The sequence below is a fragment of the Achromobacter sp. JUb104 genome (genome assembly GCF_024806975.1).
Classification (GTDB): Bacteria; Pseudomonadota; Gammaproteobacteria; order Burkholderiales; family Burkholderiaceae_B; genus Achromobacter; species Achromobacter spanius.
Genome location: NZ_JANUEY010000002.1, coordinates 430,598 through 457,379 on the forward strand (window position 1 = coordinate 430,598; position 26,782 = coordinate 457,379).

Below are 26,782 nucleotides of genomic sequence, written 5' to 3' on the forward strand. Positions count from 1 at the left end.
TAGCGTGCCGCCCATGCCGCCCAAGCCTCTTCGACCTGATCGCACCCGCTCAAGCCGAGTTTCAGCCCTCCGAGTTTCAAGCCCCCGCCTCGCCCCGCTGCTGTCGGCCGTCCTGATCGCGCTGACCCTGGCCGCCGCCGCCCTGGCTGCCACCGGCCTGCTTACCCGCGCGCGCCCCGCCGACGTGGCCATCGTGTTGGGCAACACCGTGCTGCCCAGCGGCGAAGCCTCGCCCCGCTTGGCCGCGCGGCTTGACCGCGCCTACGACTGCTACGCGGCGCGGCAATGCCGCATTCTTTTTGTCAGCGGCGGCATCGACCCGGCCGGCGCCGATGAAGCCGCCGTGATGCGCAACTACCTGCTGGCGCGCGGCGTGCCCGCCGACCACATCGTGATGGACAGCGCGGGCAATAATTCCTGGGCCACCGCACGCCACGCCAGCGCCTATATGCGCGAACACGGCTACACCAGCGCGTTGGCCGTCACGCAATACTTCCACCTGCCGCGCACCATGCTGGCCTTGCGCCGCCATGGCGTGGCGGACGTCAGTGGCGGGTATCCCCGGTTTTTTGAATGGCGCGATCTCTATTCCGTTTTTCGCGAACTACCCGCTGTAGCCTGGTACGGGTGGCGGTCGCTATAGTGACGTCCGTCATTCCGTATTAGTGACGTCCGTCATTCCTTATTCGTCGTCCGCCGCCCCATATTGCCCGCCCCTTCAAGGACCCACGCCGTGCTGATTTTCCACAACCCCGTCCATGACAAACACGCAGGCCGCCAGGAAATGTTTCGCGGCAAGCTCGTGCCCTGCCACGAAACGCCGGCGCGACTGGAATATGTGCTGGACGCGCTGCGCCAGCGCGGCATCGGCGAACTGCGCGCGCCCTCGGCACCCGACATGGACCTGATCAAGCGCGTGCACACGCCGCGCTACGTGGACTTTCTGGCCAGCGCCTGGCAGGACTGGGTGGCGCTGGACCCGGCCAACGCAGACCTGGACATCCTGCCGTCCGTCTGGCCGGTGCGCGGCTTTCGCCATGACATCGAACCCACCAACTTCGCCGCGCGCGTCGGGTTGTTCTCGTTTGACAGCGGCTGCCCGCTAACGGCCGGCACCTGGGAAGCGGCCACTGCCGGCGCCGCCTGCGCCATCGACGCGGCACGCGCCGTGATGGCGCCGGGCGGTCCGCGCACCGCCATGGCCCTGACCCGCCCGCCCGGCCACCATGCGGGCGCCGACTTCTTCGGCGGCTATTGTTTCTTGAACAACGCGGCGCTGGCCGCGCAAGCGCTGCGCGATACGGGCGCCGCGCGCGTGGCGATTCTTGACGTGGACTACCACCACGGCAATGGCACGCAGAGCATTTTCTATGAACGTGGCGACGTGCTGACGGTGTCGGTACACGGCGACCCCACCACGGAATATCCCTTCTTTCTGGGCTATGCCGACGAGGAAGGCGAAGGAGCGGGCTTTGGCGCCAACCTGAACCTGCCGCTCGCGGCCGGCACCGACTTCGCCACCTGGACGCAAGCCTTGCAGCAAGGGCTGTCCGCCATCCAGGCATTCAAGGCCGACGCGGTGGTGGTGGCGCTGGGCGTGGACACCTACGAAGGCGATCCCATCTCAAAGTTCAAGCTGAAAAGCGCGGACTACCTTGAAGTGGGCCGCATGCTGGCCGGCCTGGGCCTGCCCACCGTGTTCACGATGGAAGGCGGCTATGCCGTGGCGGAGGTGGGGATCAATGTGGCCAACGTGCTGGAGGGCGCCCTCTATTAATCCCGAGTTTCCAGCACCTTGTTGATGCGCAGCGCCACCAAGGTGCACGCGGCGCCCGACAGCAGATAGATGCTGACGGCTACCAGCCCGAACCGGGCCGACAGCCCCAACGCCACCACCGGCGCGAACGCCGCGCCGATCAGCCAGGCCATGTCGGACGTCAACGCGGCGCCGGTATAACGGAAGCGGCGCGTGAAGTTCGCGGTCACGGTGCCGGACGCCTGCCCATACGACAGGCCCAGCAACACAAAGCCCACCAGGATGAAGGTGTCCTGCGCAACCGGACCGCCGCCCAGCAGCCACGGCGTGAACAGCGCAAAGATGGCGATCGCCACCGCCAGCATGCCCAAGGTGGTGCGCCGGCCGATGCGGTCCGCCAGCCAACCCGAGGCCACCGTACCCAGAATGCCCAGGATGGCGCCGAAGATCTGCACGATCAGCACGTCTGTAATCTGCTGCGTGGCGCTGATGGCAATCCAGGACAGCGGAAACACGGTGACCAGGTGGAACAGCGCGTAGCTGGCCAAGGCGGCGAACGCGCCAATGAACAGGTTGTAGCCTTGTGAGCGCACCATCTCGGCAATGCTGATGGGTTCAAGCTCGCCCTCTTCAAGCAGTTGCGTGTATTCCTCGGTGACCACCAGGCGCAGCCGCGCGAACAGCGCCACCACGTTGATGGCGAACGCCACGAAGAACGGATAGCGCCAACCCCATTCGATGAAGTCCGCCTGGGTCAGCGTCACGTGCAAATACAGGAACAGCGCGCTGGCCACCAGGAACCCCACCGGTGCACCCAACTGCCCCATCATCGAATACCAGCCGCGCCGATGCGGCGGCGCATTCAGTGCCAGCAACGACGGCAGGCCATCCCACGAGCCGCCAAACGCCAGCCCTTGCAAACAACGAAATACCGCCAGCAATGTAATCGCGTGCGCGCCGATGGTTTCGTAGCTGGGCAAAAACGCCATGCCTACGGTGGCGGTACCCAACACGAACAAGGCCACCGTCAGTTTTGTGGCGCGGCCCCAACGCCGCTGTATCGCCATCGACAGCGCGGTGCCGATGGGTCGCATGATGAACGCGAACGAGAAGATGACAAACGCCCAAAGCGTGCCTTCCAGCGGCGCTTCAAAGGGGAAGAAGACTTTGGGAAAGACCAGCACGCAGGCGATGCCGAATACGAAGAAGTCAAAGTATTCAGAGGCGCGCCCCACGACCACGCCGACGGCGATTTCACCTGGAGCCACCTTGGCATGGCTCGCCCCGCCGGACGTTGCCCCCGGGCCGGGAACGGAAGGGGCATGACCGGGATACCGCGTGGAGGTCGACATGGATTTGCTCACTGTTGGAAGTTCGAAAGGACGTTCGAAACCGCCTTGTCTACGATCTTGCAACCTGCTTCGCGCGCGACGACGCCACCGCGCGCCAAGCCGCATCCACACAGGGATAGCGCCCTGCCGCGCGCACAATGCCGTGCACACTTTTGTTCTTTTACCCTAGATTTTTCGCGGCTTCCAGCGTAGTGTTGCGTTTACTTCCCACGGTTACGTTTCGGGGTATGGCCATGTCGTCCCTCCCAAGGCTCCGCGGATTGATCTTGATTGCCGCCCTGCCATTGCTCGCTGGATGCAATGCGGTGCTGCTCTCGCCGTCAGGCGACATAGCAGTGCAGCAACGCAATCTGATCATCATCTCAACCGGCTTGATGCTGCTGATCATCGTGCCGGTGATCTTCTTGACGTTCCTGTTTGCATGGCGCTATCGGGCCAGCAACAAGGACGCGCACTACGACCCGGAATGGAACCACTCCACGATGCTGGAGCTGCTGATCTGGGCCGCGCCGCTCTTGATCATCATTGCGCTGGGCGCGCTGACCTGGGTCAGCACCCATCAGCTTGATCCCTACCGACCGCTGGCCCGCTTGTCCGAAGGCCGCGAGGTGCCCGCGGGCACCAAGCCACTGGTGGTAGAAGTGGTGGCGCTGGACTGGAAATGGCTGTTCCTGTACCCCGAACAAGGCGTGGCCGCCGTCAACGAAATGGCCGCGCCGGTCGACCGCCCCATCCAGTTCAAGATCACCTCTTCATCGGTGATGAACTCTTTCTTCGTACCGGCCCTGGCCGGGCAGATCTACGCCATGCCCGGCATGCAGACTACCTTGCACGCCGTCATCAACCACCCCGGCGAATACGAAGGCCTGTCCGCCAACTTCAGCGGCCCGGGCTTCTCGGCCATGCGCTTCAAGTTCCACGGCGTGGACCAGCAAGGCTTTGACAAATGGGTGGCCGACGCCCGCGCCTCCAGCGCCACGCTCAGCCGCGATGCCTACCTGAAGCTCGAACAGCCCAGCGAACGCAACCCCGTGCAACGCTACGCCTCGGTGGCGCCGGGCCTGTTCGACGCCATCGTGAACCGCTGCGTGGAAGGCAACCGCATGTGCATGAAAGACGCCATGGCCATCGACTCGCAAGGGGGCATGGGCATACCCGGCGCGCTCAACATCACCACCCTGGACCCGGCCACGCGCGAGCGCCTGGGCCTGACCGGCACGCCGCCGCGCATGTATGTGGGTTCCATGTGCACGTCCACCGAAGGGCTGGTGTTGTAGCGCCGCGCGTCTGCCGCGATCCGAATCGGATGACGCAGGGGTTTCATGAAATCGTGGTCTTTACGCTGGAATCAAGATGCCTGATCAACCAGACCTCACCAAGCTGATCTTCGGTCGATTGACCTGGGACGCCATCCCCCTACACGACCCCATCCTGCTTGCCACCTTTTTCATGGTGGCCATCGGCGGCATCGTGGTGCTGGGCTCCATCACTTACTACAAGAAATGGGGCTATCTGTGGCATGAATGGTTCACCAGCATCGACCACAAGAAAATCGGGATCATGTATGTGATTCTGGGCATTGTGATGCTGCTGCGCGGCTTTGCCGACGCCATCATGATGCGCATGCAGCAGGCCGTGGCCTTTGGCGATTCCACCGGCTACCTGCCCCCGCACCACTACGACCAGATCTTCACCGCGCATGGCGTGATCATGATCTTCTTCGTGGCCATGCCGCTGGTCACGGGGCTGATGAACTACATCGTGCCGCTACAGATCGGCGCGCGCGACGTGGCTTTTCCTTTCCTGAACAATTTCAGTTTCTGGATGACGACCGGCGGCGTGATCCTGGTGATGATGTCGCTGTTCGTGGGCGAATTCGCGCGCACCGGCTGGCTGGCGTATCCACCACTGTCAGGCATATTGCACAGCCCCGACGTCGGGGTCGATTACTACATATGGGCCTTGCAGATCGCCGGGGTGGGAACCCTGCTATCCGGCGTCAACCTGCTGGTCACCATTGTGAAAATGCGCGCGCCCGGCATGAAGATGATGCGCATGCCCATCTTCACCTGGACGGCGCTGTGCACCAACGTGCTGATCGTGGCGGCCTTCCCGGTGTTGACCGCCGTGCTGGCGCTGCTGTCCATGGACCGCTATGTGGGCACCAACTTCTTCACGGCGGACTTCGGCGGCAACGCCATGATGTACGTGAACCTGATCTGGATCTGGGGCCACCCCGAGGTCTACATCCTGATCCTGCCCGCCTTCGGCATCTTCTCGGAAGTGGTTGCCACGTTCTGCCGCAAGCGCCTGTTCGGCTATGCGTCCATGGTGTACGCCACCGTGGTGATTACGGTGCTGTCATACCTGGTCTGGCTGCACCACTTCTTCACCATGGGGTCGGGGGCCAGCGTGAATTCGTTCTTCGGGATCACGACAATGATCATCTCGATCCCGACCGGCGCCAAGATCTTCAACTGGCTGTTCACCATGTACCGTGGCCGCATCCAGTTCGAAGTCCCCATGCTGTGGACGATGGGCTTCATGGTCACTTTCGTGATCGGCGGTATGACAGGCGTGCTACTGGCGGTACCGCCCGCCGACTTCGTCCTGCACAATAGCCTGTTCCTGGTGGCGCACTTTCACAACGTCATCATCGGCGGCGTGCTGTTCGGGCTGATGGCCGGCATCACCTACTGGTTCCCCAAGGCCTTCGGCTACAAGCTCGACCCGTTCTGGGGCAAGTGCTCGTTCTGGTTCTGGCTGGTGGGCTTCTACGTGGCCTTCATGCCGCTGTACGTGCTGGGCATGATGGGCGTGACCCGCCGCGTCAGCCACTTTGAAGACATGTCGTTGCAGATCTGGTTTCAGGTCGCGGCGTTTGGCGCGCTGCTGATCGCCTGCGGCATCGCCAGCTTCATCATCCAGTTGGTGGTCAGCTACCGCCGCCGCGACCAACTGCGCGACGACACCGGCGACCCCTGGGATGGCCGCACGCTGGAATGGTCCACGTCGTCGCCCCCGCCCAACTACAACTTTGCCTTCACTCCGCGCGTGCATGACCTGGACGCCTGGTGGCAGATGAAGCAGCACGGCTACGAGCGGCCGCAGCAGGGCTTCATTCCCATCCACATGCCGAAGAACACCTGGGCCGGCATCGTGCTGGCGGCCATCAGCGTGGTGATGGGCTTTGCGTTGATCTGGCACATGTGGCCGCTGGCCGTGCTGTCTTTCGTGGCGCTGATCCTGGTGTCCATCATTCATACCTTCAACTACAAGCGCGACTACTACGTGCCGACCGCCGAGGTCGTGCGCGAAGAAGACGCCCGCACGAGGTTGTTAGCGAAACATGTCTGATACCTTGGCCCCCACCCTGCAAGGCGGCGCCGCGCCGCCCTCCGAGCCCGTGTTCTACGTCCCGGGCGAACACCACCCCAAGAACGGCACCCTGCTGGGCTTCTGGGTCTACCTGATGAGCGACTGCCTCATCTTTGCCTGTCTGTTCGCCGTCTATGGCGTCCTGGGCCGCAGCTACGCGGCGGGCCCGTCCGGCGCCGACCTGTTCGACCTGCCTCTGGTGGCGGTGAACACATCGCTGCTGCTGCTGTCGTCCATCACCTACGGCTTCGCCATGCTGGAGATGCGGCGCAACCGCATCGGCGCCACGCAACTGTGGCTGGGCATCACCGGCATTCTGGGCCTGGGCTTCCTGTCGCTGGAAATCTATGAATTCGCGCACCTGATCCACCTGGGCGCGGGGCCGCAGCGCAGCGCCTTCCTGTCGGCCTTCTTCACCCTGGTCGGCACGCACGGGCTGCACGTCACCTTCGGCATCGTCTGGCTGGTGACGATGATGATCCAGGTGCGCATGCACGGCCTGATCCCCGAGAACCGCCGCCGCCTGATGTGCCTGTCGCTGTTCTGGCACTTCCTGGACCTGATCTGGGTGGGCGTGTTCACCTTCGTGTATCTGATGGGAGTGCTGCCATGAGCTCGCACATGGATAACCTGGCTGACCGCGGCCACCATGGCCACGGCCATGACCACCATGACGACCATGACGATGACGGCGCCAGCCACGGCACCATGAAGAGCTACGTCACGGGGTTCATCCTGGCGGCCATCCTGACCGCGATCCCCTTCTGGCTGGTCATGGACCGCGTGTTCGAGAGTTCACGCACGACCGCGCTGGTCATCCTGGCGTTCGCCATGGTGCAGATCGTGGTCCATCTGGTGTACTTCCTGCACATGGACACCAAGTCCGAAAGCGGCTGGAACATGTTGGCGTTAATATTCACGCTGGTGCTGGTCGTAATCACGCTCAGCGGATCAATCTGGATCATGTATCACTTGAACTCCAATATGATGCCCATGTCCATACACGACATGCGGAAAATGCCCTGATGGCAGCAGTAAAAGACTCCACACGCAGCGACTCCCCCCGTAAACCGCGCAGCAAAACCACCCTGGTCATCCTGGGTGTGGTTGCTGCCGTGCTCTTCGCGGGCTTGTGCGCCCTGGGTACCTGGCAGGTGCATCGCCTGGCCTGGAAGCAAGAGCTGATCTCGCAGGTGAAGCAGCGCGCGCATGCGCCCACCTCGCCGGCGCCGGGCAAGCCGGACTGGCGCGGCCTGAGCGCCGGCAACGCCGAATACCGCCACGTGACGGCAACGGGCACCTACCAGTACGACCGCCAGACGCTGGTGCAGGCGGCCACCGAACTGGGCAGCGGCTACTGGGTCATGACCCCCCTGCAACTGGCCGATGGCGGCGGCACGGTGCTGGTCAACCGGGGTTTCGTGCTGCCGCAATGGCGCAAGAATCAGGCGGCTTCCCCCCCGCCGCCCGCAGCCGAGGCCCGCGTCACCGGGCTGCTGCGCATGGGCGAGCCGGGCAGCGGCTTTCTGCGCAACAACGATCCGGCCGCCAACCTCTGGTATTCGCGTGACTTGCCGGGCATCGCCGCGGCGCGCGGCTTGACGGACGTGGCGCCCTACTTCATTGATGCCGACGCCGCGTCCAGCCCCAGCCGCGACCCGGCCCAAGCCCCCGTCGGCGGGCTGACCGTATTGACCTTCCCGAACAACCACCTGGTCTATGCCATTACCTGGTATGCCCTGGCGCTGATGATCATTGTTGGCGTGGTGATCTTCGTGCGCGAAGAAAAGCGCGGGCGCGGCAAGGCCTGACGCCAAGCCGGTAGAAAAAAGCCGCGCTGCCCTTCGTGGGCAGCGCGGCTTTTTTCATGGACGCCGCAGCGGTTCAGCGTTGCGATTCAGCGTTGCGGCCAGGCAATGCTGCCCGGCTCGGGGCAGACCCAGGATCCATGCAGCCGTGCGCGGATCTGCGCCAGGTTCTGCTCAACCAGCAATTGGCCATCGCGAAACACCGGCACCAGTGCACCGCCCGCCGCTTGCTCGGGCGTTTGCTGGTCGTGCAGCACATACCCCGTGGCGGTTTCTTCCACCCGCAACAAGCCCTTGGCCGAACGCTTCACGCCGGAGTCCGTCACCGGGTCCTTCACCAGTTCTTCCGGCTCGCCATTCACTTCGGCATACGTCGCCTTCAAGGCCCAGCCGAAACTGTCGCGCGTCAGGTACTGATAGGTGTAGGAACCGATGCCCAGCACCACGTTGCCCGACGCAAAGCCCTTTCTTTCCAGCCGGACCAGAATGTCGCGGCCACGCGCCAAGGTGATGGAATCGCCGTAGATCAGGCCGACGTGCGGGTCCAGCAGCTTGTAGCCGCGTTCCGTCACCACCCCGCCGAAGAGGTCCCACAGGCACTGCACGGCGCCCTTGACCTCGGCTTCGCGCAGCGTTTGCGTGGCGTGGGCCTTGTCGTCCAGCAACCAATACTGGCCGGTGCCGGCATCGCGCACGGCCTCGGCGCCGTCGCGTCGGGCAGTGGCCAAGGCGTCGCCATCGTCCACGCTGGACACGTCGGTGCAGAAGTAGCCCGTCAGGATCTTCACGGGGTCGCCGGAATCCGGGCGGAACACCACCTTGGCGTTGCCGAAGGCATCAGGCCGGCGCGCCAGGATTTCCGGCTTGAGCGCAGCGGCAAAATCCGTCACCACCTGCCAGAAGTCCCAGGTGTCCGACACCACCGACACGATGCCTGCCGGGTAAACCTGCGTGACCAGGCGGCGGATGGTTTCGATCTCGCCTTCCTTGCTGCCCAGGCACATGACCGAGTGCTCGGTGGCCGGCACCGAGCCGCCAACCAGCTCGCGGTCGGAGTCGGCGCCGTAGATGTCTTCCAGATAATCGATGGCGGGAATCGTGTCGGTGCCGGTGAATGACAGCAAGTGGCCCGCGCCGCTCTTGCGGGCGTCGTACAGGCCCGACATGCCGCGCATGGAAAAGTCGTGGCCCTGCCAGTTCACGAAGTCCATCGGGCTGCCCGTCAGGCGGGCGAAATACGTCAACAACTTGCGGTATTCGAAGGCGATGGTGGCCACCGTGGACGGCTTCCACGATTCGCAACTGAACAGGGTTTCGATATACGTCACCAGCCACGCGAAGTCGGGGTGCGTGTTGATGAAGGTGACGGGCGGCACACGGATATCGATACGCGCGCCTTCCGGCACCGACCGGATTTCCAGCGGCAGATAGCCCAGCTCGTACAGGGCCTGCAAGTGGTCCACGGTGACCGCGCCCTTGCCCAACGCGTTATCCACACGGCGCTGATACTGGCGCACGGCGGCGCCTGCCGGCTTGCCGAAGAACTCGCGATTGAACAGATCAATCAGGATTTCCTTGATGAAGCCTTGCAGGCCGAACCAGACGATCTTGTCGTCGAACAATTCGGGCAGCACCGGGGCCAGGCGGGCCGAACGCGGCGTGAAGTTGGCCAGGATCTTGTTCGTGCCCTTGGGATACTGGAACGGGTGGCCCGTCTTGTAGAAGTCCGCTTGCAGGAAGGGGTTGATGCCGTTCTTGACGGTGAGGGATTCGGGAGCATTCATGGCGCGGGTTCCTTCTGGACGTTCAGTTTTCGACGTTTCGGTTTTCAGCATTTCAGTCTTCAACTTTTCATTTTTCATCATTCACGAGCACCGGCGCGTTCGCGCCTTCGGTGTCCGTCCAGTCATACGCCGTGAAGACGCCGGCGTAGCGGGCGTTCAGTTCGGCCAGGCCCTTGCTGAAGATGCCGTGCGTGACATACAGGTACAGCGGTTGCCGGGTCTTGTCGCCCAGGGCGGCGGCCAGTTCCAGGAAGGTGCGGCCGCCGTCGCAGATGTCGTCCACCACCAGCACGGGCTGATCCGGAATATCGTCAGGCACCCGCGTTTCAGTGATGCGGCCGGTCTGCGTGTCGCGCACCTTTTCGGCGTAACGGACGTCCGCCACGCCCAGCGTCTTGGCCAGGGCCTGCACGCGCTTGCGGGCGCCGGCGTCCGGGGCCATCAGCGTGACGCCCTGGGCGAAGGCGGGCGCGGCCAGCGCGTTCTTCAGGAATGCCGCGGCGTCCACCACGCGCAAGCGCTGCAACAGCGCAGGCGTCACGTCGCTGTGCGGTTCCACCACGGTCACGGTGGCGTATTGCTGATCATTGATCAGCTTGCAGAACACGGCGGCGCCCAAGGCTTCGCCGGGGTTGCAGACGCGATCCTGGCGCGCGTACGGCACGTAGGGCATGTCCAGGTGCACCGGCACCGCCGGGTTCAGGCGGCGCAATGCGTCCGTCAGCATCAGCAATTGCATGACGTCGTTGGCCGACTTCAGCAAGGCGTGGATACGGAACGCGCTGGCGGCATCGGCTTGGGCCCGCAAGTTGGCCGGCACCGTAACCTGGCTTTCGCCGCCGGGAAATACAAACGCGGCCGGCGTGCCGGTGAGGCGTTGTCCTTCTACTACCGCAGTGATGGTGAACATGATCAGCCCTTAGTGGCATTTCAAAACTAAGTGAGGCAAGTATAAATCTACTTATTGTTTATTTGCAACTAAGTAGTGGATGGCAGTCGCCCGGTGCTATCCGACGCTACGGTCGAACAGGGTGAAGTCCTTCAGGCGATACAGGCGCGCGGGCCGCTGCGCCCCGCCCATTTGTTCGCCGGTGGCTTCCAGCACGCCCCACGCTTCCATCTTGCGGCGGAAGTTCGACTTTTCCAGCCGCGTCTGCAAGATCGCTTCGTAGGTGTGCTGAAGCTCCGTCAGCGTGAAGCGTTCGGGCAGCAGGAAAAACGGCAAGGTGGAATAGCTGGATTTGCCGCGCAGGCGGGCGACCGCGGCCGCGACGATATCGGCATGATCAAACGCCAGCGGCGGCAGCGCGTCCACGCTGACGAAACGGAAGTCGGCTTGCGTGGCGGCTTCCAATTCCGCCGCCGGCACCAGCGCCACGTACGACACCGACAGCGACCATTGGCGCGGGTCGCGGTCTTTGCCGGAGAACACCTGCAACTGTTCCAGGTAGCGCGGTTCAAAGCCGGTCTTTTCCCGCAGGACGCGGCGGATGCTGGCTTCGGTGTCGCCGTCTTCGTCCACATGCACCACACCACCCGGCAAGGCCATGGCGTTCTTGAAGGGCGCGCGGTCGCGCTGATGCAGGGCAATTTCCAGCACGCCTGCCCGCAAGGTAAGCAGGACGGCGTCGACTGTGACTAGAGGCAGTGGATAGTCCACGGGCAGGTTCCAGGTTTGAAGCTTCGGGGCAAGATGCCACTATGGCGTATGGCCGTCAAATGCCGTAAGAATGGCGCAGCGTCGGCTGAAATTCAGACGCCATGAATTAAGCGAAATAGCCGGAACATCCCAGGCAATAAACAGCAAATGACGCAGAAAGTAACGGGTTTGTTTTATACTTCCCGCCGGGAACACCGCTTGGCTCATTGCCGAACGTGCTGTTCCTTTTGTTTTTTCCCACCCTTTTCCCACCCAGTCCCAAGGAGTTTCCCGGATGAAAAAGACGCTGCTCGCCGCCGCGATGCTGACCGCTTTTACAGGCATTGCGCAGGCAGAACCGTCAGTCACCCTCTATGGTGTCATCGACACCGGTATCGGCTACAACAAAATCAAGGGCGACGGCTACAGCGGTAGCAAGCTCGGCATGATCAACGGTATCCAGGCCGGCTCCCGCTGGGGCCTGCGCGGATCCGAAGATCTGGGCGACGGCCTGCGCGCCGTCTTCAAGCTGGAAAGCGGCTTTGACTCCGCCAACGGTCAACGCGGCCAATCGGGCCGCCTGTTCGGCCGCCAAGCCACCATCGGCCTGGCCAACGACGCCTGGGGCCAACTGGACTTCGGCCGCCAAGCCACGATCGGCTCGAACTACCTGGCCGACATCGACCCCTTCTACACCAGCTACACCCAGTCGAACCTGGGCCTGGGTTTCAGCGCGGCCAACACCATGCGCTGGGACAACATGGTCATGTACCGCACGCCGTCGGTGAATGGCTTTGAATTCGGCATCGGCTACTCGTTCAACGCGGACGACACGACCGCCGACCAGACGGGCTTCCGCACCGCTGACAGCACGCGCGGCATCACCGCCGGCCTGCGCTACGTGCAAGGCCCGCTGAACGTGGCGCTGACGTACGACCAATTGAACGGCGCCAACCGCAGCGGCATCGACAACGACGCCACGCCGCGCCAATACGCGCTGGGCGTGTCCTACGACCTGGAAGTGGTGAAACTTGCCGCCGCCTACGGCCGCACCACCGACGGCTGGTTCGTTGGCCAGGACCTGCCGGCCGGTACGCCCTTCAGCGACGAATTCGGCACCAACCGCTTCGTGAACGGTTTCAAGGCCAACGCCTACATGCTGGGCGCGACCCTGCCGACCGGCGCGGCCGGCAGCCTGTTCGCCTCGTGGCAGCACGTGGCCCCGTCCAATGACAAGTTGACGGGCGGCGACGCCAACATGAACGTCTACAGCGTGGGCTACACCTACGACCTGTCCAAGCGCACCAACCTGTACGCCTACGGTTCGTACGGTACGGACTACGCGTTCATCGACGGCCTGAAGAGCACCGCCGCGGGCGTGGGCATCCGCCACCAGTTCTAAGCGGTTTGGCAAGCGGGGCCCGTCGTGCAAGCCTGCACGGCGGGCCCCGCTTGCGCTCAGCGCGCCTGCGCGCGTTCCAGCAGTTGCACGATCTCTGCCTGCCCGCGCAGCCGGGCGTGTTGCAAGGGAGTCCGGCCTTCGCGGTCGGCCAGATTCACATCGGCCCCGGCCGCGATCAACAGCGCAACAATGGCCTGATGCCGGGTGCCGCCGTCGCTCAGGATGATGGCCTCAAGCAGCCCCGTCCATCCCAGCCGGTTCACATGATTCGGGTCCACGCCCGCTTGCAGCAGCGTCCTGACCACATCCACATGCCCGCGCTCGCAGGCCGGAATCAGCGCCGTGCCGCCGTACCGGTTGGTACTGCGTAAATCAGCGCCATGGCGCAAGGTCAATTCAAGAATCTCGCGATACCCCTGGGCGCCAGCCAGCAGGTAGGCGCTATCCTGCAAGCGGTTCTGCGCGTTCACGTCCGCGCCCGCCTCGATCAGCACACGCGCCGTTTCCACCTGGTTGGCTTGCGTCGCGCGCAACAGGGCCGTGTTGCCCTCCCCATCGCGCCCATCCAGCGGCACACCCTGCGCCAACAATTCGCGCACGCGCGTGGCGTCGCCTTGCGCGGCGGCCTCTCTTAACTGTGCGGCCGGGTTCACGGCGGCGCCGGCTTGTGAGCCCAGGGCGCCCAGCATCAAAACGAAAACTACCCGCCAGTGTCTGAGGGTTGCCATTGCCCGTATCCTCCCGTTTGAATCGAGGCCTGATTATGGACAAGCCCTTGATCGATGGGAAATATGTCTGTCATCTTGGTCAATGCAATATGGGAGAAACACGATCCAGTCATGATTGGATACTTTTCCATCGCAACGTCACCCCTGCCCCATGACATCTCAACCCGCCCGCTTCCTGCCCCAACACCCTGTCGCGCGCCTGCTGGCCGCGCTATTTCTGCCGCTGGCGCTAGCCGCGTGCAATGGCGGCGGCAGCGATGATGACAACGACGACGCCGCCGTGCCGCCCGTCGTCGTTGCGCCGCCGGTTGAGCAACCCGCGCCGGAACCCGAAGCGCCAACGCGCAACACGGCCTACCTGAACACCAAGGCCGGCGACGTCATCCAGGTGCGCATCGAGGAATTGCGGCCCACGCAGGCGGCCATCGGCTACGACCAGATCTACTACAAGCTGGGCCGCTGGCAAGGCGACTTCAACCGTTCCTGGGCCGGCGACACCGCCCGGCAGTTGGATTATCTGGACGACACCGTCGGCAAGAAATTTGACGACTACTGCGAAGACATGGGCGGCACCGAACGCGCGGCAGCCTTCGCCGACCTGGCGGCTGCCCAAGCGGCGCGCCTGGATGACCCCAGCACGTTCACCTGCCTGGACGCGCCCGGCACGCACGCCGAAAACTTGAAAACGGTGGTGGTCGGCTGGGACGGCAACCTGTACCTGACCGACGGTCATCACACGTTCTCGTCGCTGCGCGAGATTTTCGATGGCGGCCCCAAGCTGCCCGTGTGGGTCAAGGTGGACGCCAACTACAGTGACCTGACGACCGCTGCCGCGTTCTGGCAACGCATGGTCGATGAGCGCCGCGCCTGGCTGCGAGACGGCCAGAACCAGCCCATCACCGTTGACCAGTTGCCCACCCGCTTAGGCTTGGCCAGCGCCGACGAAGCAGGCGGCATGCAGGAAGACCGATACCGTTCGCTGGTGTACTTCACGCGCGACATCGCCTACGAAAATGGCAACCTGCCGGAGTTTGCGGAATTCCTGTGGGGCGACTGGCTGCGCCGGCAAGCCGCGGGCGGCCAACTGCCCACGCTGGACCAGTACCACATGGCGGCGCCCGCCACGCCCGCGCAGATCCTGGCGGTCAGCACGCTCAATGCGTCGCTGGTGCCCGGTGGCGCAAACGACAGCTACGCCGCCGCCGTGCGCGATGCCTCGCTGAAAATGGGTGCGCTGGCCGACACCGACATCGTGTTCGACGATCGCCAAGCCGCCACCCTGGGGCGCATTCCGTTGGCGGCCAACGTAGCGGCGGGCGTGTCCATCAAGGATCAGCGCGAAGAACTGGAAGACTTGCCGCGCATTGACGTCAAGGCCGATGGCTCGCCCCGCAACGCCGGCAAGCTGTGGTTCGCCGTGCATTACCGCGCTTGCGGCAAGCCGGCGGCGGGTACCTGCTGGGGTTGGTAGGTATTTTTCGCGCGATTCGAGTATCTTGTGCGTCTTCAATGACCTTTTCCAAGACACCGCCATGCCCAACGAAACTTCCAGCGCCACCGCAAACCCCGCCCCTAGCGCGGACGCCTTTCTTCAGTTTTTGGTCAACCTGGTGAACAACGGCAGCCAGCTTGAAAGCATCGGCGTCACGTTGCAGATGGGCGGCATGCTGGTGTCAGGGTCGATTGTGTCGGGCGCGGAATATTTCGACCGCTTCGCCGCCAGCTTCACGGGTTCGCTCGACACTTTAGACGCCGATACGCGCGACGGTGTGCGTCGTTCGCTAGCTGAACTGGGCGATGTTTTCCGCGTGCCTCAGCCGGCGGATCCGTTGCCCAACTACATTCACCTGGCCGACGCCTTGTTCTTCATGGCCGACGGCACGCCGGTTTCCGGACAGCCGACGCTGTGGCGCGGCCGTACCAGTTCGGTGGATGGTTTCATTCTGGGCCGCCTGCAATCCGAGGCCGGCAGCTAGGTGTCTTCAACGCCGGCAAAGCGCGTGGTGGATGCATTGAACGACCGCCACGCGTTGCTGTCGGCTTGAAGCCAGATACCCAGGCATTCAGAACTGAGCGGCGCCGACAAGGCAGCGCCGCGAAACAGAAGATCGCTGTGCAACCGCATCCAGGCGAAATCCCGGATGTCTTCCACGCCGCCCGCCACCACGTGCAAGTTGGCGCTCCAGGCACGTTCCATCAAGGTAAAGAAGCGGCCTTGCAACGCGCGGTTTTCGGATAAGCCAAGCGGGACCTGTACATGCAGGCCGTCCGCACGCAAGGTGCCATGGCCGGTTGACTTGCTTCGACTGGCGCTGGGCAGCAGGCGCGCGCGCAGACGGGCCTGGAATTCCGGATAGCGCGCCAGCACTTCGGCGTGGTCCGACAGCCGGTCCGTCAACGGCAAGGTGAATGTGATGCGCTTGGCGGGGATGAGCAGCGGCGGCGCATCGTCGTAGCGCGCGTGCTTGTTGACCCACACCGAACTGTCCAGCAGACCAATGCCCAGCTCGCCGCACAGGCGTTCGGCCAGGTCGCCAGTTCCGCGCACATCCAGCGCGTGCTCGTACGACAGTTCGATGGGGGTTTTGAAGTGCTTGAAGAAGGCCACGCCGGCCAGCAAGCCCGCGCCCTGCCCAACTGGGTTCAAGCCGCTCCAGGGAGATGGCCGGGAACGCCCAATGACGGCGTATTCATGGACTTGACCCTGCGCCGTGAACACGGGCTGAAAGCGCAGCGTGATGGACTCTTCGGCCAGAGCCCAGGAGCGGGCGTCGTCTTTCATGGCGTGACCCGTAGGTTGAGGTGCGCAGGGGGGCGAATCCGGGTCAATATCATGCTGTTCTCGATTAACGTCTGGCCGCCGTGGCGACGCAAGCCGCCCGGCGTGTGAACCCGCCGCGCTGCAGCATCTTGGCGAATCCGGTATCTCACGAATAGTGCCCAACGCCGTCGGCCAAAAGAACAAGAAATTTCTTAATTCCCTTGCTCGGCCGCGCATGCACGGCACGGGTTCCCACGGCGCTTGCACGCGACAATCGGGGACGGCATTCACTCGTTTTTGCGCTACGCCCCACTTTGAGATTCTTCTTATTCTCTGGGTAAGCAGGTGTTTCTACCATGCGTCAAATGCTGGTAGAAGACCATGGCGCTCCCGCCCTAGAACCCCAAGCCGCGCCGCGCGCCGCCTCGCTATTGCTGCACTTTCTTGCAGTGGCGCTGCTCGTCTGCATCGCGGCGGGCGCTACCCTTTACCTGTATTGGGCGTTCAGCAACGTGGTGTCCAACTACCGGCGCCACATGAATGCCGCGGCCTACGAAGCGCAGCACTTCTTCGACCAGCGCGAATCCCTCTTGCGCTCCATCTCCGCCTCCGCGGTACGCAACACCAACCAAGATCCCATCAGCAAAACCCCCACCCATTTCGGCAAGACGGGCCAGGTGGAAGTGTTGCCGCTGCAAGAAGGCCCGGACGCCTACGACTGGGCGCTGGTGCTGACCCCGCGCGACTTGCGCCGCGTTGCTCAAGCAAACACCCGCATCGTCTACAGCGCGCTGCGCCACGCCAGTACCGTGCCGGTGGGCTCGCATGACCAGCCCGCCTCGCCGGGCATTCCCCCTTCCATTCAACAATGGCTCGCCCTGACCCTGGCCGACGTGCAGACCCGCGCGCCCACCAAGGGCCTGCCCCCCATCGTCTGGCTGCATCCGCCTAACGACAGCGTCAAGCGCCTGTTCCTGTTCACGCCCCTGGATGCCGTCCACCCGGAGGCTGCCTGGATCGGCCTGGAAGTCCATGGGGTGGAATCCGCCATCAGCGCACCGCGCTCGGGCGCGGGCGACTACGTGCTGTTCGACGAGATGAGCCGGCCGGTGCTGCGCAGCGCCGGCGCGGATACGGCCAACCAGGCCTTGCCGCACACCACCCGGGAAGATGCATTCGGCTTGCAGGGCCAGGGCTGGCTGCCCGACTACCTGGTACTGAGCAAGTCCGTCGGCGAAGACGGCTGGCGGCTGGTCTACTACGCGCCGATGGCGCACGTGTTACGCGACAACGCGCTGGCCTTCCAGACCGCCGCCATTGCGTCCTTGCTGCTGATCATCACGGTCATCTTGCGGGTGCGCTATATCCGCCGGCGCCTGGTATTGCCCGCGCTGCGCCAATACGAGGCGCTGGCCGACAGCGTGTCGCTGAACCGCAAGTTGATTGAAGTGGCGCCCGTGGGCCTGTGCCTGCTGCGGCGCTCGGACCGCGCGGTGGTGCTGTCCAACGACATGGCGCGCCGCTGGTTCCAGGGCACGCCGGGCTGGCGCACCGACATCCTGTCATCGCATGGCGACGAGGCCGGCCGCGAACACCGGCTCAACGATGGCCGCACCGCTTACCTGAGCTTCGCCCCCACCACTTACCGTGGCGAAGCCGTGGTGCTGTGCGGCATCAGCGACATTTCCGCGTTGAAACGGATCGAGCAATCCTTGTTGCAGGCCAAGCGCGACGCCGAAGCCGCCAACCAGGCCAAAACGGTATTTCTCACCACCATGAGCCACGAGATCCGCACGCCGCTCTACGGCATTCTCGGCACGCTTGAACTGTTCTCACTGACCCGCGTGAGCGGCCAGCAGGCGCAGTACCTTGAAACCATCCAGCAGTCGTCGGCGACGCTTTTGCGCACCATTAACGACACGCTGGACTTGTCCCGGATCGAGGCCGGTCACACCGTGCTCGAACGCGCGCCCTTTTCCCCCGTTGAACTCTTGAACAATGTCGTGGCCAGTTTCGCGGCGCGTGCACACGCCAAGGGCGTGCGCAGTTATGCCGTGGCCGACCCCGACACGCCTCCGGCCGTGATCGGCGACGCCACGCGCATCCGCCAGATCCTCGACAACCTGGCCAATAACGCCATCAAGTTCACCGATTCCGGGCAGATCGTATTGCGCCTGAAGGTCAACAGCCGCAACCGCGACAGCGTCGATCTGTGCTTCCAGATTGCCGACACCGGCGCGGGCATTGCGCCGGAGCATCAGGCCCGCCTGTTCGAGCCCTACTACCAGGTGGACGCCGACAACTGCGTGACGCTGCCCGGCACCGGCCTGGGCTTGTCGATCTGCCGAAGCCTGTCCGACATGATGAACGGCAGGCTCAATGCCGTCAGCGAACCCGGCCTGGGCACCAGCATTACCTTCGAAGTCCGCTTGCCGCTTGCGCCCGAAGCCCTGGACACCGCCCCCCCCGAGCTGGACGACACGGTTGTCTACGTTCAGGGCGCGGTGCCCGAAATCGTCCACAACCTGTGCGACTGGTTGCGGCGCTGGGGCGCGGTGGGGCTGCCCTACCCCGCCAACGGCGTCACGCCCTCCGAACCCGCGGTGCTGTTGCAGGCGTGGCCGCATGCGCAGAAGATCGCCAACTGGATCGGCCCGCAAGTCATCGTGCACCCGCCTGGCCTGCGCCCCCGGGTAGAAGATAGCCATCGCAACTGGTTCGCAAGCGCCTACAACCTGGCCGGCATCCACCATGCGGTGCGCCTGGCCCAGGGCGGCGCGGCGCGCAGCACGTCGTTCGATCCCAAGGCGGCGCCGGAAGTCCTGGGCCTGAAGATATTGGTCACGGAAGACAATCCCATCAGCCAATTGATCCTGCGTGAACAACTTGAGCACATGGGCTGCACCGTGGTCTTGGCCGGTAACGGCCAGGAAGCGTTGAACCTGCCCGACCTGATGCATTTCGACGCCGTGCTGACAGACCTGAACATGCCCTTGGTCGACGGCTACGAGCTCACGCGCATTCTGCGAAAGCGCGGCTACGATCGGCCCGTACTCGGGGTCACGGCCAACGCGTTTCCCGACGAGCAGCGGCGCGGCATGAGCGCCGGCATGACCAGCCTGCTGGTCAAGCCGCTGCCGCTGACCATCCTGCGTCAAACGCTGCAAACGGTTAAAGAACTCCGGAGTTGAAGATGCTTTCCGTGTACAAGGTCCTGGTCCTGGACGACCATGCGTTTCAATGCGCGCAAATGCACAGCCTGTTCCTGGAGGCCGGCTTCGAGCACGTCGACATGGCGCATTCGGCGCATGAGGCTCTGGAGATGGTTCGCCTGCATTCCTACCAGTTGGTGTTGATGGACCTCAACATGCCCGGCATGGACGGCGTGCAGTTCATCCATGAATTGGCGCGCTTGCAATGCAACCCGATGCTGGCCATCACCACGGCATGCTCGCGCCGCATCATGAACAGCGTCAGCCTGATGGCCAAGGAAAAGGGCCTGTCCGTGATCGCGACCTATACCAAGCCCGTCACGCGCGAACAGGCGCTGGCGCTGGCCCGACGGCTACGCAACGAAAAGCTGGATGGCGCCTTGCCGCAAACGCTGCCGTTGCCGTCCACGCCCCTGTTTGACCGCCACACGCTTGAAAAAGCCCTGGCCACCGGCCGCATCCAGGCGTGGTTCCAACCCAAGAAGGCGTTGGCGACGGGCCATATCGTTGGCGCGGAAGCGCTTGCCCGCTGGCATCACCTTGAATTCGGCTTCATGTTGCCGGCCTCGTTCCTGGGTGCGGTACGGCATCACGGGCTGGACCACGCCCTGCTCATCCGGATGCTGGGCGACGCCCTGGCCGCCTACCTTGATTGGCGCCGCCTGGGGTTCAGGATGCCCGTGTCGGTCAATCTGCCCACCCGCCTGCTGGATCAACCTGACTTGCCCGACCAGCTTTACAATCTGGTCGCGCAGCGCGGTGTTCCCTTCGAAGATGTCACTTTCGAACTGCTGGAAGACGACACCACGTCAGTGCCCGGGCACTACTATATGGGCGCAAGCCGGTTGCGCTTGAAAGGCTTCGGGTTGGCGCAGGACGATTTCGGCAAAGGATACAACTCGATGTACACCCTGATCTCCACGCCGTTCACCGAGTTGAAGATCGACCGCGCCTTTGTCAGCGGCGCCGCGGAAGACGGCGTACGCGCCGCCGCCTTGCTCTCTTCCGTGCAATTGGGCCGCCAGTTGGGGCTGCAAGTCACCGCCGAAGGGGTGGAAAACACAAAAGACCTGGAGTTTTTGCGCGAAATCGGCTGTGATTTCGCCCAAGGCTTCCTGATATCCGCTGCGGTCAATGCCCATGACTTCACCGATTTGCTGGCTGACGAACCCCGCCCGTACGCCACCCACCCGCTATAGGATCCTTACCCGCGTATGCAGGAAACGCCGTTTAGCAGGATTGCACGTACCTCGCGCCGGCTGAATATCGCGCTGTTCGGCATTCTGCCCGTCGCGCTCATCATGATCGGCGCCCTGCTCTGGGGCGCCCAGCGCATCATCAAGCAGGAAGAAGACCGCCTGTTGATGGACTTCGCCGTTCTTGTTGGATACATCCGCGAGCAAGAAGGCTTTCTGCTTCAGTTCCGCAAGGAAAACCAGCGCCTGGACGGGCGCGCGCCCATTGAGCACATCACGCTGTCCACGCCGCTGGATTCGACCCGGCCGGGCCTGCGCATCTATCGCGGGCAGCACGCGCTGGTGGCCATGCCGTTTTCGCTGTTCTGCAATTACCCGTCGGAATGCCCCGTGGCCAATAGCCCCGTGTCGGCCGCGGCGGGCTACTTCGCGGATTTCTACAGCACGTACTGGGCGAATTCGTACTTTCCGGCTGCCGCCGCTTTTCTGGTGAACCGCACGGACAGCCTGGGCATTGCGGTGCCGGCCATCAACGTCAAGCCGGGCTATGGCGAGCCGCTCAGTGAAGACACCCTGCTGCTGGTCAATGACGCCGTGCGCACGCAACTGGCCCCGGCAACGGCCGACGACGCCTCGACGATGCCCTCGTCGGGCATACCCGGCGTCGCCGCGGCCGGCGGGCAGATCCTGTGGGTTTCTCCGCCCGGGCTGCCCGATCGCATGATGGGGCTGCTACACGCCGGCTTTTCCGACGCGGCATGGACCAACCGCGGTGGCGGCGCACCGGATGTCTACGTTGCCACGCTGCTCAGCCGCGCGCGGATCAACATCTATGACCGCGCGCTGCCCTCGATCCAGTTCGACGGCTTCTGGCTGACCCATCGCGACATCGGCCTGATGCTTGGCGACGGCCCCCTGCCCACCACTGGCGAAAGCGGCCTGAGCGCCACGCGCGACGGCTTGATCCTGAAAGTATCGGACCCGTCCAGCATCTGGACCGCGTACTACCGCGTCAGCTATCGCAATTTTTTCGAAGACAACCTCTGGCTGCCGATCACGGCCGCGCTGCTGTTGCTGCTTGGCCTTGCCGGCGGCATCGGCTACCAGCGCTGGTACACCCGGCGCGTGATCGAGCCGGCGCAAAACGCGCACCGCGACATCGCCGAAAGCGAAGAATTCAACCGCACACTGATCCAGACCGCGCCCATCGCGCTGTGCGTGCTGGCGCGCGCAAATGGCGACGTGCTGTTCGCCAACAGCCTGGCGCTGGAATGGCTGGGCGCCGCCACGGGCCAGGGCTTGCGCGATTCCCCCGCCGCCCGGCCGCTGCTGGACCAGGTGCTGACGGCATCCGCGCCCGGCACCATTGAAACCTTCCACGCCGACGACGGCCGCCCCTTGTACGTGGCCTACTCGCCCACGCGCTACAAAAAGCAGGATGTGGTGCTGTGCGCGTTCGCGGACATCAGCGCACGGGCCGAAATCGAACGCGCACTGGCGCAGGCCAAGCGCGACGCCGACAAGGCCAGCGAAGCAAAGTCCACCTTCCTGGCCACCATGAGCCACGAGATCCGCACGCCGCTGTATGGCGTATTGGGCACGCTGGAGCTCATGGGCATGACCGAACTGAATGCCGAGCAGCGCCAGCACCTTGAGCGCATCCAGAATTCGTCGGTGATCCTGCTGCAATTGATCAGCGACATCCTCGACATCACCAAGATCGAATCCGGACAGCTGGCGCTGGAATCCAGCCAGTTCCGGCCGCGTGAACTGGTGGAAAGCTGCGCGCGTTCATTCGCCGCGCTGGCCCGGCAGAAAGGCCTGCTGCTGTTTGCCTGCGTGGACGGCTCGGTGGCGCCGTGGGTCACGGGGGACGCCGTGCGCATCCGGCAGATTCTCAGCAACCTGCTCAGCAACGCCATCAAGTTCACCGAGTCCGGCCATGTCATCGTGCGCCTGCATGGCGCGGACCGGCCCGATGGCACGCAGGTGCTGGCCTTGCAGGTGGTGGACACGGGCATCGGCATCGACAAGGAAGACCAGGCCCAGCTTTTCAGCCCCTTCTATCAGATCGACAGCGCCAGCCATACCGTGCGCGGCGCGGGCATCGGCCTGTCCATCTGCGCCCGGCTAGCCAAGCTGATGGACAGCCATATCCGCGTCACCAGCGAACTGGGGCTAGGCAGCAGCTTTTCACTGGAGCTGGCCTTGCAGCCGGCCGACGGCGCGCCCGTGGACGAGCCCGATCTGCACGGCATCCGCATCTACGTGCGCAGCCCGCACCGCGAACTGACCGACAACGTTTGTCAGTGGCTGACCCGCTGGGGCGCCGACGCCCAGCGCGCGCCCGAACCCCTGGGCCGGGGTGAACCCGACGACGTGTTGCTCGACATCCTGGGCCCCACCGATGCGGCGCCCGCCAACTGGACGGGCCACTTCCTGTCGGCGGGCGATCCGCGTGAAGCTGCCGTCGGCGCGCCGGAGCGAGTCGACGGGCATGACCTGGACAGCATCGGGTTCGGTATTTCGCGCCTGCTGCGCGGCGATCCGCCCGTGCCTGCCACGTCCGCCGCCAACGCCCCGATGGATCCGCTGGACTTGCGCGTGCTGGTGGCTGAGGACAACCCCATCAACCAGGCCACGCTGCGCCACCAACTGGAACAACTGGGCTGCACCGTCACAGTGGCCGGTAACGGCGCGGATGCGCTGTCGATGTGGAACATGGCCACTTACGACGTGCTGCTGACCGACGTCAACATGCCCAAGATGAACGGCTACGAACTCACGGGCGAACTGCGCTCGCGCGGCTACGCCCAACCCATCATCGGCGTGACCGCCAACGCCATGCGCGACGAGGAAGCACGCTGCATGGCCGCGGGCATGAACTCCTGGCTGGTCAAACCGATTGAACTGAGCGCCCTGCGCCACCACCTGGGCGGCATCACGCGCGTGCGCGCCGAGGCGTCCGAGGTGTCCGACGAGTCACCCCACATGGACGCGGCGCCCGCGCCCGTCGACGCCGCGCCCGAGCCGCTGGTGCCCGAAAAATACCGCCAACTGTTCCTGGACACCATGGATACCGACCTGGCGAATCTTGACCAGGCGGTCACCCGCCGCGACGTGCTGGTTGCGCTGCAAACCATGCATCGGATGCGGGGCGCCTTGGTCATGGTAAAGATGACAACCTTGTCATCGGACTTCCAGGCCGTTGAGGCCAAACTCAGGCGCGACGGCGGGGACGACGAGGGTTTTGAAGACGTGGTCAGGCTGACGCACGAGCTCAGGAACCTGCTGGCTCAAGTTTGAGTCTTGGTACAGAATGACCCCGACAACCACCACGATCACCCTCCGGCGCCCCCGAATGGAAAGACTCCGAATAGTCCTCGCCGACGACCACCCGCTGGTCCTCGCAGGCATGCGCGATTTGCTGGAAAAAGATCTCAGCGTTGAAGTCACGGCGCTGCTGGCCAGTCCCACGGCCTTGGTTGAACACTTGACCCACGACTTGCCGCACGTGGTCATCACCGACTACTCCATGCCCGGCGACGAAACCTATGGCGACGGCATCCGGCTGGTCAAGTTCCTGACGCGACGCTTCCCGAAGACGCAGGTGGTGGTGCTGACCATGGTGTCCAACCCCATGATCATTTCCGCCCTGTATGACGCGGGCGTGGCCGCCGTGGTGCTCAAGCGCGACAACCTGGCTGAAATCGTCACGGCCCTGCACACGCTGCAAGCCGGTCGCAAGTACTATCCTCCGGGATTCCAGCGCGATGGCACGGTGGATTCGCGCAGCAAGTTCATCGGCGAACGCATCAACAGCCTGTCGCCCAAGGAATTCGAGGTGCTGCGCCACTTCATCCGTGGCGAATCCATGATGCAGGTGGCCGAGACGCTCAAGCGCAGCGTCAAGACGGTCAGCGGTCAGAAGATATCCGCAATGCGCAAGCTGAACGTGCAGACCGACCAGGAACTGGTGGCGTTCTGTGTGGAAAGCGAAATTTTTCAATAGGTTTTCAGTAGGCAACCCCGAGACACCCGCATGACGCAAGACGTATTTGAAGCCATCACCGGCCAGGAAGTAGACCGCCAGGCCATGCTGGCCCTGATTGACAACGCGGCAGGCCAGGCGCTGTCGTTCCAGGACTGCGAGTTCCAGCACGCCGATTTTTCCCGCCTTGATCTGCGCGGCGCGCGCTTCACGGCCTGCGCCATTGCCGGCGCCTCGTTCCAGGGCGCCACGCTGGCCGACACCACCTGGCTGCGCTGCCGGGGCGGGCAGGCCAACTTCGCGTCGGCGGATGCCAGCGACGCCACCTTCCAGAACTGCGATTTGAACAACGCCAAGTGGCACCGCGCGCGGCTGGCCGGCGCCCGCCTTCAAGGCTGCAAACTGACCGGCTCTGATTTTGACGGCATCGCCTGCCTGGGCTGGACGGTTGAAGAATGCCTGCTGGTCGGCGCATTGCTGCGCGGCGTGTCCTTTCGCAAAACCAACATCATGCAGTTGGACTTTTCAGACGCCGACCTGGCCGGCAGCGATTTTCGCGATGCCGTCTTCCACGGCGGCAGCTTGCGCAACGCCAATCTGAAAAACGTGCGCTTTGAAGGCGCCGATCTGCGCGAAGTGGACTTGAGCGGCCTCGACTTGACCGCCGCCGCGCGCCTGGCCGGCGCCACCATTTCCAAGACCCAGGCGGCAACCTTGCTGGCCGAACTGCGCATCAGCGTGCTCTGACGCGCATTCGAATTCCGGATTCCGAGTTCCGGATTCCGAACTACGGATTCCGAACTACGGCCGGCGGCGCAGGAAGCGCTGCTCCACCACCACGCTGCCCCACTGCCGGCCTTCCGATTCGTCCGTCAGGACAAAGCCCGCGTCTTCGTACAGATGGCGCGCGGCGTCCAGCCCCTTGAAGGTCCACAGGTACGTCTCGCGGTAATGCGCATCGGCAAACGCCAGCGCGCGCGCCAGCAAGTGGCGGCCCACGCCCAGGCCACGCAAGGACTCGTCCACGATGAACCAGCGCAGATGCGCCTGGCCGATGGCGGGATCACCATCGATCACGATGGATGCCAGCGTGCGCCCATTCTCCGCATAAAGCCACATGCCCTTGCCGTGTTCCGGCAGCGCTTCGGCAAAGGCCGCCAGTTCCGTGGCGACCTTGCGTTCAAAGTACACGCCAAAGCCCGAGGCCTGCGCGTAGTAACGCGCGTGCAGGCCGGCAATATCGCCGATGCAGCCGGGTACATAGCCTTCGATGATCTGCTCGCTGATGGCGGCGGTGGAAGGCGTCAGGTTGGGGTTCTCGCGCGAGAGCGCGTCGGCGTACAACGACATGAAGCGGATCAGCGATTGCTGGTCGTCCGGCGTCATCCGGCGCAAGGCATGCGACACCTGATCGGTGGCGAACTGGTCGATGCGGTCGCGCAATGCCAGCCCGGCGTCGGTCAGGGTCAGGCGCGAAGACCGCGCGTCCTCGGGATCCACCTCGCGGGCCACCAGGCCGGCGGATTCCAGCTTGGCCAACTGGCGGCTGGTGTTGGATTTGTCCAGCCGCAGGATCACGGCCAGGTCGCGTGCCTGGATGCCCGGCTGCAGGCCCACTTCAATAATGGCGTGGACGGCGGACGGCGCCAGTTCACTGCCGGCCAACGAGGTCCGCATGAAGCCCAGTTCGCGCACCAGCTTGCGAGAAAACTCCCGCAGGTCGCGGATGGTCTGTTCACGGGATTGGGAGGGAAAGTCGATCAGGTCCATGGGCG

Annotated in this window: 22 protein-coding genes; 15 read left to right on the plus strand and 7 right to left on the minus strand. The window is 64.0% G+C overall.

The window, feature by feature from the left end; genetic code table 11:
* The first annotated feature begins 13 nt into the window (after positions 1-13).
* On the plus strand, positions 14-643 hold the full coding sequence (locus M2361_RS13955) for a YdcF family protein (RefSeq protein ID WP_259249849.1): 630 nt from the start codon (positions 14-16) through the stop codon (positions 641-643).
* 90 nt (positions 644-733) lie between these two features.
* Positions 734-1,777: a histone deacetylase family protein gene (locus M2361_RS13960; protein ID WP_310508912.1), complete on the plus strand. Its 1,044-nt coding sequence runs from the start codon at positions 734-736 to the stop codon at positions 1,775-1,777.
* On the opposite strand, the gene M2361_RS13965 is transcribed toward M2361_RS13960, so the two are convergent.
* Entirely contained in the window at positions 1,774-3,108 is a 1,335-nt protein-coding gene (locus M2361_RS13965; RefSeq protein WP_259249851.1) for an MFS transporter, read from the minus strand. The two genes, M2361_RS13960 and M2361_RS13965, sit on opposite strands and share 4 nt — an antisense overlap.
* Positions 3,109-3,341: 233 nt before the next feature.
* On the opposite strand from M2361_RS13965, the gene cyoA reads away from it, so the two are divergent.
* The 5 genes from cyoA (at position 3,342) to M2361_RS13990 (ending at position 8,297) form a co-directional block, all read left to right on the plus strand.
* Positions 3,342-4,385: a ubiquinol oxidase subunit II gene (cyoA, locus tag M2361_RS13970; protein WP_259249853.1), complete on the plus strand. Its 1,044-nt coding sequence runs from the start codon at positions 3,342-3,344 to the stop codon at positions 4,383-4,385.
* Between the two features lie 76 nt (positions 4,386-4,461).
* On the plus strand, positions 4,462-6,465 hold the full coding sequence (gene cyoB, locus M2361_RS13975) for a cytochrome o ubiquinol oxidase subunit I (protein ID WP_259249854.1): 2,004 nt from the start codon (positions 4,462-4,464) through the stop codon (positions 6,463-6,465).
* The gene (gene cyoC / locus M2361_RS13980; RefSeq protein WP_259249856.1) at positions 6,458-7,099 is read left to right on the plus strand and encodes a cytochrome o ubiquinol oxidase subunit III; all 642 of its coding nucleotides are present in this window, start codon (positions 6,458-6,460) and stop codon (positions 7,097-7,099) included. The genes cyoB and cyoC overlap by 8 nt, the downstream gene beginning before the upstream one ends.
* Positions 7,096-7,512 carry a cytochrome o ubiquinol oxidase subunit IV gene (gene cyoD, locus M2361_RS13985; protein ID WP_259249857.1) on the plus strand — a complete coding sequence of 139 codons (417 nt, stop codon included), beginning with the start codon at positions 7,096-7,098 and terminating at the stop codon, positions 7,510-7,512. The genes cyoC and cyoD overlap by 4 nt, the downstream gene beginning before the upstream one ends.
* A complete protein-coding gene (locus M2361_RS13990; protein WP_259249859.1) occupies positions 7,512-8,297 on the plus strand; it encodes an SURF1 family protein in 786 nt (261 codons plus the stop codon). Before cyoD ends, M2361_RS13990 begins: the two co-directional genes overlap by 1 nt.
* A gap of 86 nt (positions 8,298-8,383) precedes the next feature.
* On the opposite strand, the gene M2361_RS13995 is transcribed toward M2361_RS13990, so the two are convergent.
* The 3 genes from M2361_RS13995 to M2361_RS14005 all read right to left on the minus strand — a co-directional run bounded on the left by M2361_RS13995 (position 8,384) and on the right by M2361_RS14005 (position 11,738).
* Positions 8,384-10,078 (minus strand): nicotinate phosphoribosyltransferase, encoded by a 1,695-nt coding sequence (locus M2361_RS13995; RefSeq protein WP_259249861.1) that lies wholly within the window; start codon positions 10,076-10,078, stop codon positions 8,384-8,386.
* Between the two features lie 67 nt (positions 10,079-10,145).
* Entirely contained in the window at positions 10,146-10,988 is an 843-nt protein-coding gene (prs, locus tag M2361_RS14000; protein WP_259249862.1) for a ribose-phosphate diphosphokinase, read from the minus strand.
* Positions 10,989-11,084: 96 nt separating this feature from the next.
* Entirely contained in the window at positions 11,085-11,738 is a 654-nt protein-coding gene (locus M2361_RS14005) for an NUDIX hydrolase (protein WP_259249864.1), read from the minus strand.
* A gap of 274 nt (positions 11,739-12,012) precedes the next feature.
* Between M2361_RS14005 and M2361_RS14010 the strand changes: the two genes are divergently transcribed.
* Entirely contained in the window at positions 12,013-13,119 is a 1,107-nt protein-coding gene (locus tag M2361_RS14010) for a porin (RefSeq protein ID WP_259249866.1), read from the plus strand.
* Positions 13,120-13,175: 56 nt separating this feature from the next.
* Here the strand turns inward: M2361_RS14010 and M2361_RS14015 are convergent, their stop codons facing one another.
* The gene (locus M2361_RS14015; RefSeq protein WP_259251483.1) at positions 13,176-13,808 is read right to left on the minus strand and encodes an ankyrin repeat domain-containing protein; all 633 of its coding nucleotides are present in this window, start codon (positions 13,806-13,808) and stop codon (positions 13,176-13,178) included.
* A gap of 190 nt (positions 13,809-13,998) precedes the next feature.
* On the opposite strand from M2361_RS14015, the gene M2361_RS14020 reads away from it, so the two are divergent.
* Both M2361_RS14020 and gvpU read left to right on the plus strand, forming a co-directional pair.
* Entirely contained in the window at positions 13,999-15,318 is a 1,320-nt protein-coding gene (locus M2361_RS14020) for a ParB/Srx family N-terminal domain-containing protein (protein WP_259249868.1), read from the plus strand.
* A 61-nt stretch (positions 15,319-15,379) separates the two neighbouring features.
* Entirely contained in the window at positions 15,380-15,823 is a 444-nt protein-coding gene (gene gvpU, locus M2361_RS14025; protein WP_259249869.1) for a gas vesicle accessory protein GvpU, read from the plus strand.
* On the opposite strand, the gene M2361_RS14030 is transcribed toward gvpU, so the two are convergent.
* On the minus strand, positions 15,820-16,629 hold the full coding sequence (locus tag M2361_RS14030) for a hypothetical protein (RefSeq protein ID WP_259249871.1): 810 nt from the start codon (positions 16,627-16,629) through the stop codon (positions 15,820-15,822). The genes gvpU and M2361_RS14030 overlap by 4 nt on opposite strands.
* A 335-nt stretch (positions 16,630-16,964) precedes the next feature.
* Between M2361_RS14030 and M2361_RS14035 the strand changes: the two genes are divergently transcribed.
* Genes M2361_RS14035 through M2361_RS14055 form a run of 5 tightly spaced genes read left to right on the plus strand, consistent with a single transcriptional unit; the run spans position 16,965 to position 25,754 of the window.
* Positions 16,965-19,799 (plus strand): ATP-binding protein, encoded by a 2,835-nt coding sequence (locus M2361_RS14035; RefSeq protein ID WP_310508913.1) that lies wholly within the window; start codon positions 16,965-16,967, stop codon positions 19,797-19,799.
* A 2-nt stretch (positions 19,800-19,801) separates the two neighbouring features.
* On the plus strand, positions 19,802-21,019 hold the full coding sequence (locus tag M2361_RS14040; RefSeq protein ID WP_259249873.1) for an EAL domain-containing protein: 1,218 nt from the start codon (positions 19,802-19,804) through the stop codon (positions 21,017-21,019).
* A gap of 15 nt (positions 21,020-21,034) precedes the next feature.
* On the plus strand, positions 21,035-24,322 hold the full coding sequence (locus tag M2361_RS14045) for a hybrid sensor histidine kinase/response regulator (protein ID WP_259249875.1): 3,288 nt from the start codon (positions 21,035-21,037) through the stop codon (positions 24,320-24,322).
* A 55-nt stretch (positions 24,323-24,377) separates the two neighbouring features.
* Entirely contained in the window at positions 24,378-25,028 is a 651-nt protein-coding gene (locus tag M2361_RS14050) for a response regulator (protein WP_100854657.1), read from the plus strand.
* A gap of 30 nt (positions 25,029-25,058) precedes the next feature.
* Entirely contained in the window at positions 25,059-25,754 is a 696-nt protein-coding gene (locus M2361_RS14055; RefSeq protein ID WP_259249877.1) for a pentapeptide repeat-containing protein, read from the plus strand.
* A 54-nt stretch (positions 25,755-25,808) separates the two neighbouring features.
* On the opposite strand, the gene M2361_RS14060 is transcribed toward M2361_RS14055, so the two are convergent.
* Positions 25,809-26,777, minus strand: coding sequence for a helix-turn-helix domain-containing GNAT family N-acetyltransferase (locus tag M2361_RS14060; RefSeq protein WP_259249879.1), 969 nt, complete (start codon positions 26,775-26,777; stop codon positions 25,809-25,811).
* Positions 26,778-26,782: the final 5 nt, after the last annotated feature.

What these genes read in the sequence shown, in the direction of transcription:
- M2361_RS14060 (WP_259249879.1), bottom strand. Translation starts at nt 26,777, where the DNA reads ATGGACCTGATCGACTTTCCCTCCCAATCCCGTGAACAGACCATCCGC.
- M2361_RS14050 (WP_100854657.1), top strand. Translation starts at nt 24,378, where the DNA reads ATGGAAAGACTCCGAATAGTCCTCGCCGACGACCACCCGCTGGTCCTC.
- prs (WP_259249862.1), bottom strand. Translation starts at nt 10,988, where the DNA reads ATGTTCACCATCACTGCGGTAGTAGAAGGACAACGCCTCACCGGCACG.
- M2361_RS14020 (WP_259249868.1), top strand. Translation starts at nt 13,999, where the DNA reads ATGACATCTCAACCCGCCCGCTTCCTGCCCCAACACCCTGTCGCGCGC.
- M2361_RS14035 (WP_310508913.1), top strand. Translation starts at nt 16,965, where the DNA reads ATGCGTCAAATGCTGGTAGAAGACCATGGCGCTCCCGCCCTAGAACCC.
- M2361_RS14015 (WP_259251483.1), bottom strand. Translation starts at nt 13,808, where the DNA reads ATGCTGGGCGCCCTGGGCTCACAAGCCGGCGCCGCCGTGAACCCGGCC.
- M2361_RS13965 (WP_259249851.1), bottom strand. Translation starts at nt 3,108, where the DNA reads ATGTCGACCTCCACGCGGTATCCCGGTCATGCCCCTTCCGTTCCCGGC.
- M2361_RS13995 (WP_259249861.1), bottom strand. Translation starts at nt 10,078, where the DNA reads ATGAATGCTCCCGAATCCCTCACCGTCAAGAACGGCATCAACCCCTTC.
- M2361_RS14030 (WP_259249871.1), bottom strand. Translation starts at nt 16,629, where the DNA reads ATGAAAGACGACGCCCGCTCCTGGGCTCTGGCCGAAGAGTCCATCACG.
- cyoB (WP_259249854.1), top strand. Translation starts at nt 4,462, where the DNA reads ATGCCTGATCAACCAGACCTCACCAAGCTGATCTTCGGTCGATTGACC.
- gvpU (WP_259249869.1), top strand. Translation starts at nt 15,380, where the DNA reads ATGCCCAACGAAACTTCCAGCGCCACCGCAAACCCCGCCCCTAGCGCG.
- cyoD (WP_259249857.1), top strand. Translation starts at nt 7,096, where the DNA reads ATGAGCTCGCACATGGATAACCTGGCTGACCGCGGCCACCATGGCCAC.
- M2361_RS14055 (WP_259249877.1), top strand. Translation starts at nt 25,059, where the DNA reads ATGACGCAAGACGTATTTGAAGCCATCACCGGCCAGGAAGTAGACCGC.
- M2361_RS14045 (WP_259249875.1), top strand. Translation starts at nt 21,035, where the DNA reads ATGCAGGAAACGCCGTTTAGCAGGATTGCACGTACCTCGCGCCGGCTG.
- M2361_RS14010 (WP_259249866.1), top strand. Translation starts at nt 12,013, where the DNA reads ATGAAAAAGACGCTGCTCGCCGCCGCGATGCTGACCGCTTTTACAGGC.
- M2361_RS13955 (WP_259249849.1), top strand. Translation starts at nt 14, where the DNA reads ATGCCGCCCAAGCCTCTTCGACCTGATCGCACCCGCTCAAGCCGAGTT.
- cyoA (WP_259249853.1), top strand. Translation starts at nt 3,342, where the DNA reads ATGTCGTCCCTCCCAAGGCTCCGCGGATTGATCTTGATTGCCGCCCTG.
- M2361_RS14040 (WP_259249873.1), top strand. Translation starts at nt 19,802, where the DNA reads ATGCTTTCCGTGTACAAGGTCCTGGTCCTGGACGACCATGCGTTTCAA.
- M2361_RS13990 (WP_259249859.1), top strand. Translation starts at nt 7,512, where the DNA reads ATGGCAGCAGTAAAAGACTCCACACGCAGCGACTCCCCCCGTAAACCG.
- cyoC (WP_259249856.1), top strand. Translation starts at nt 6,458, where the DNA reads ATGTCTGATACCTTGGCCCCCACCCTGCAAGGCGGCGCCGCGCCGCCC.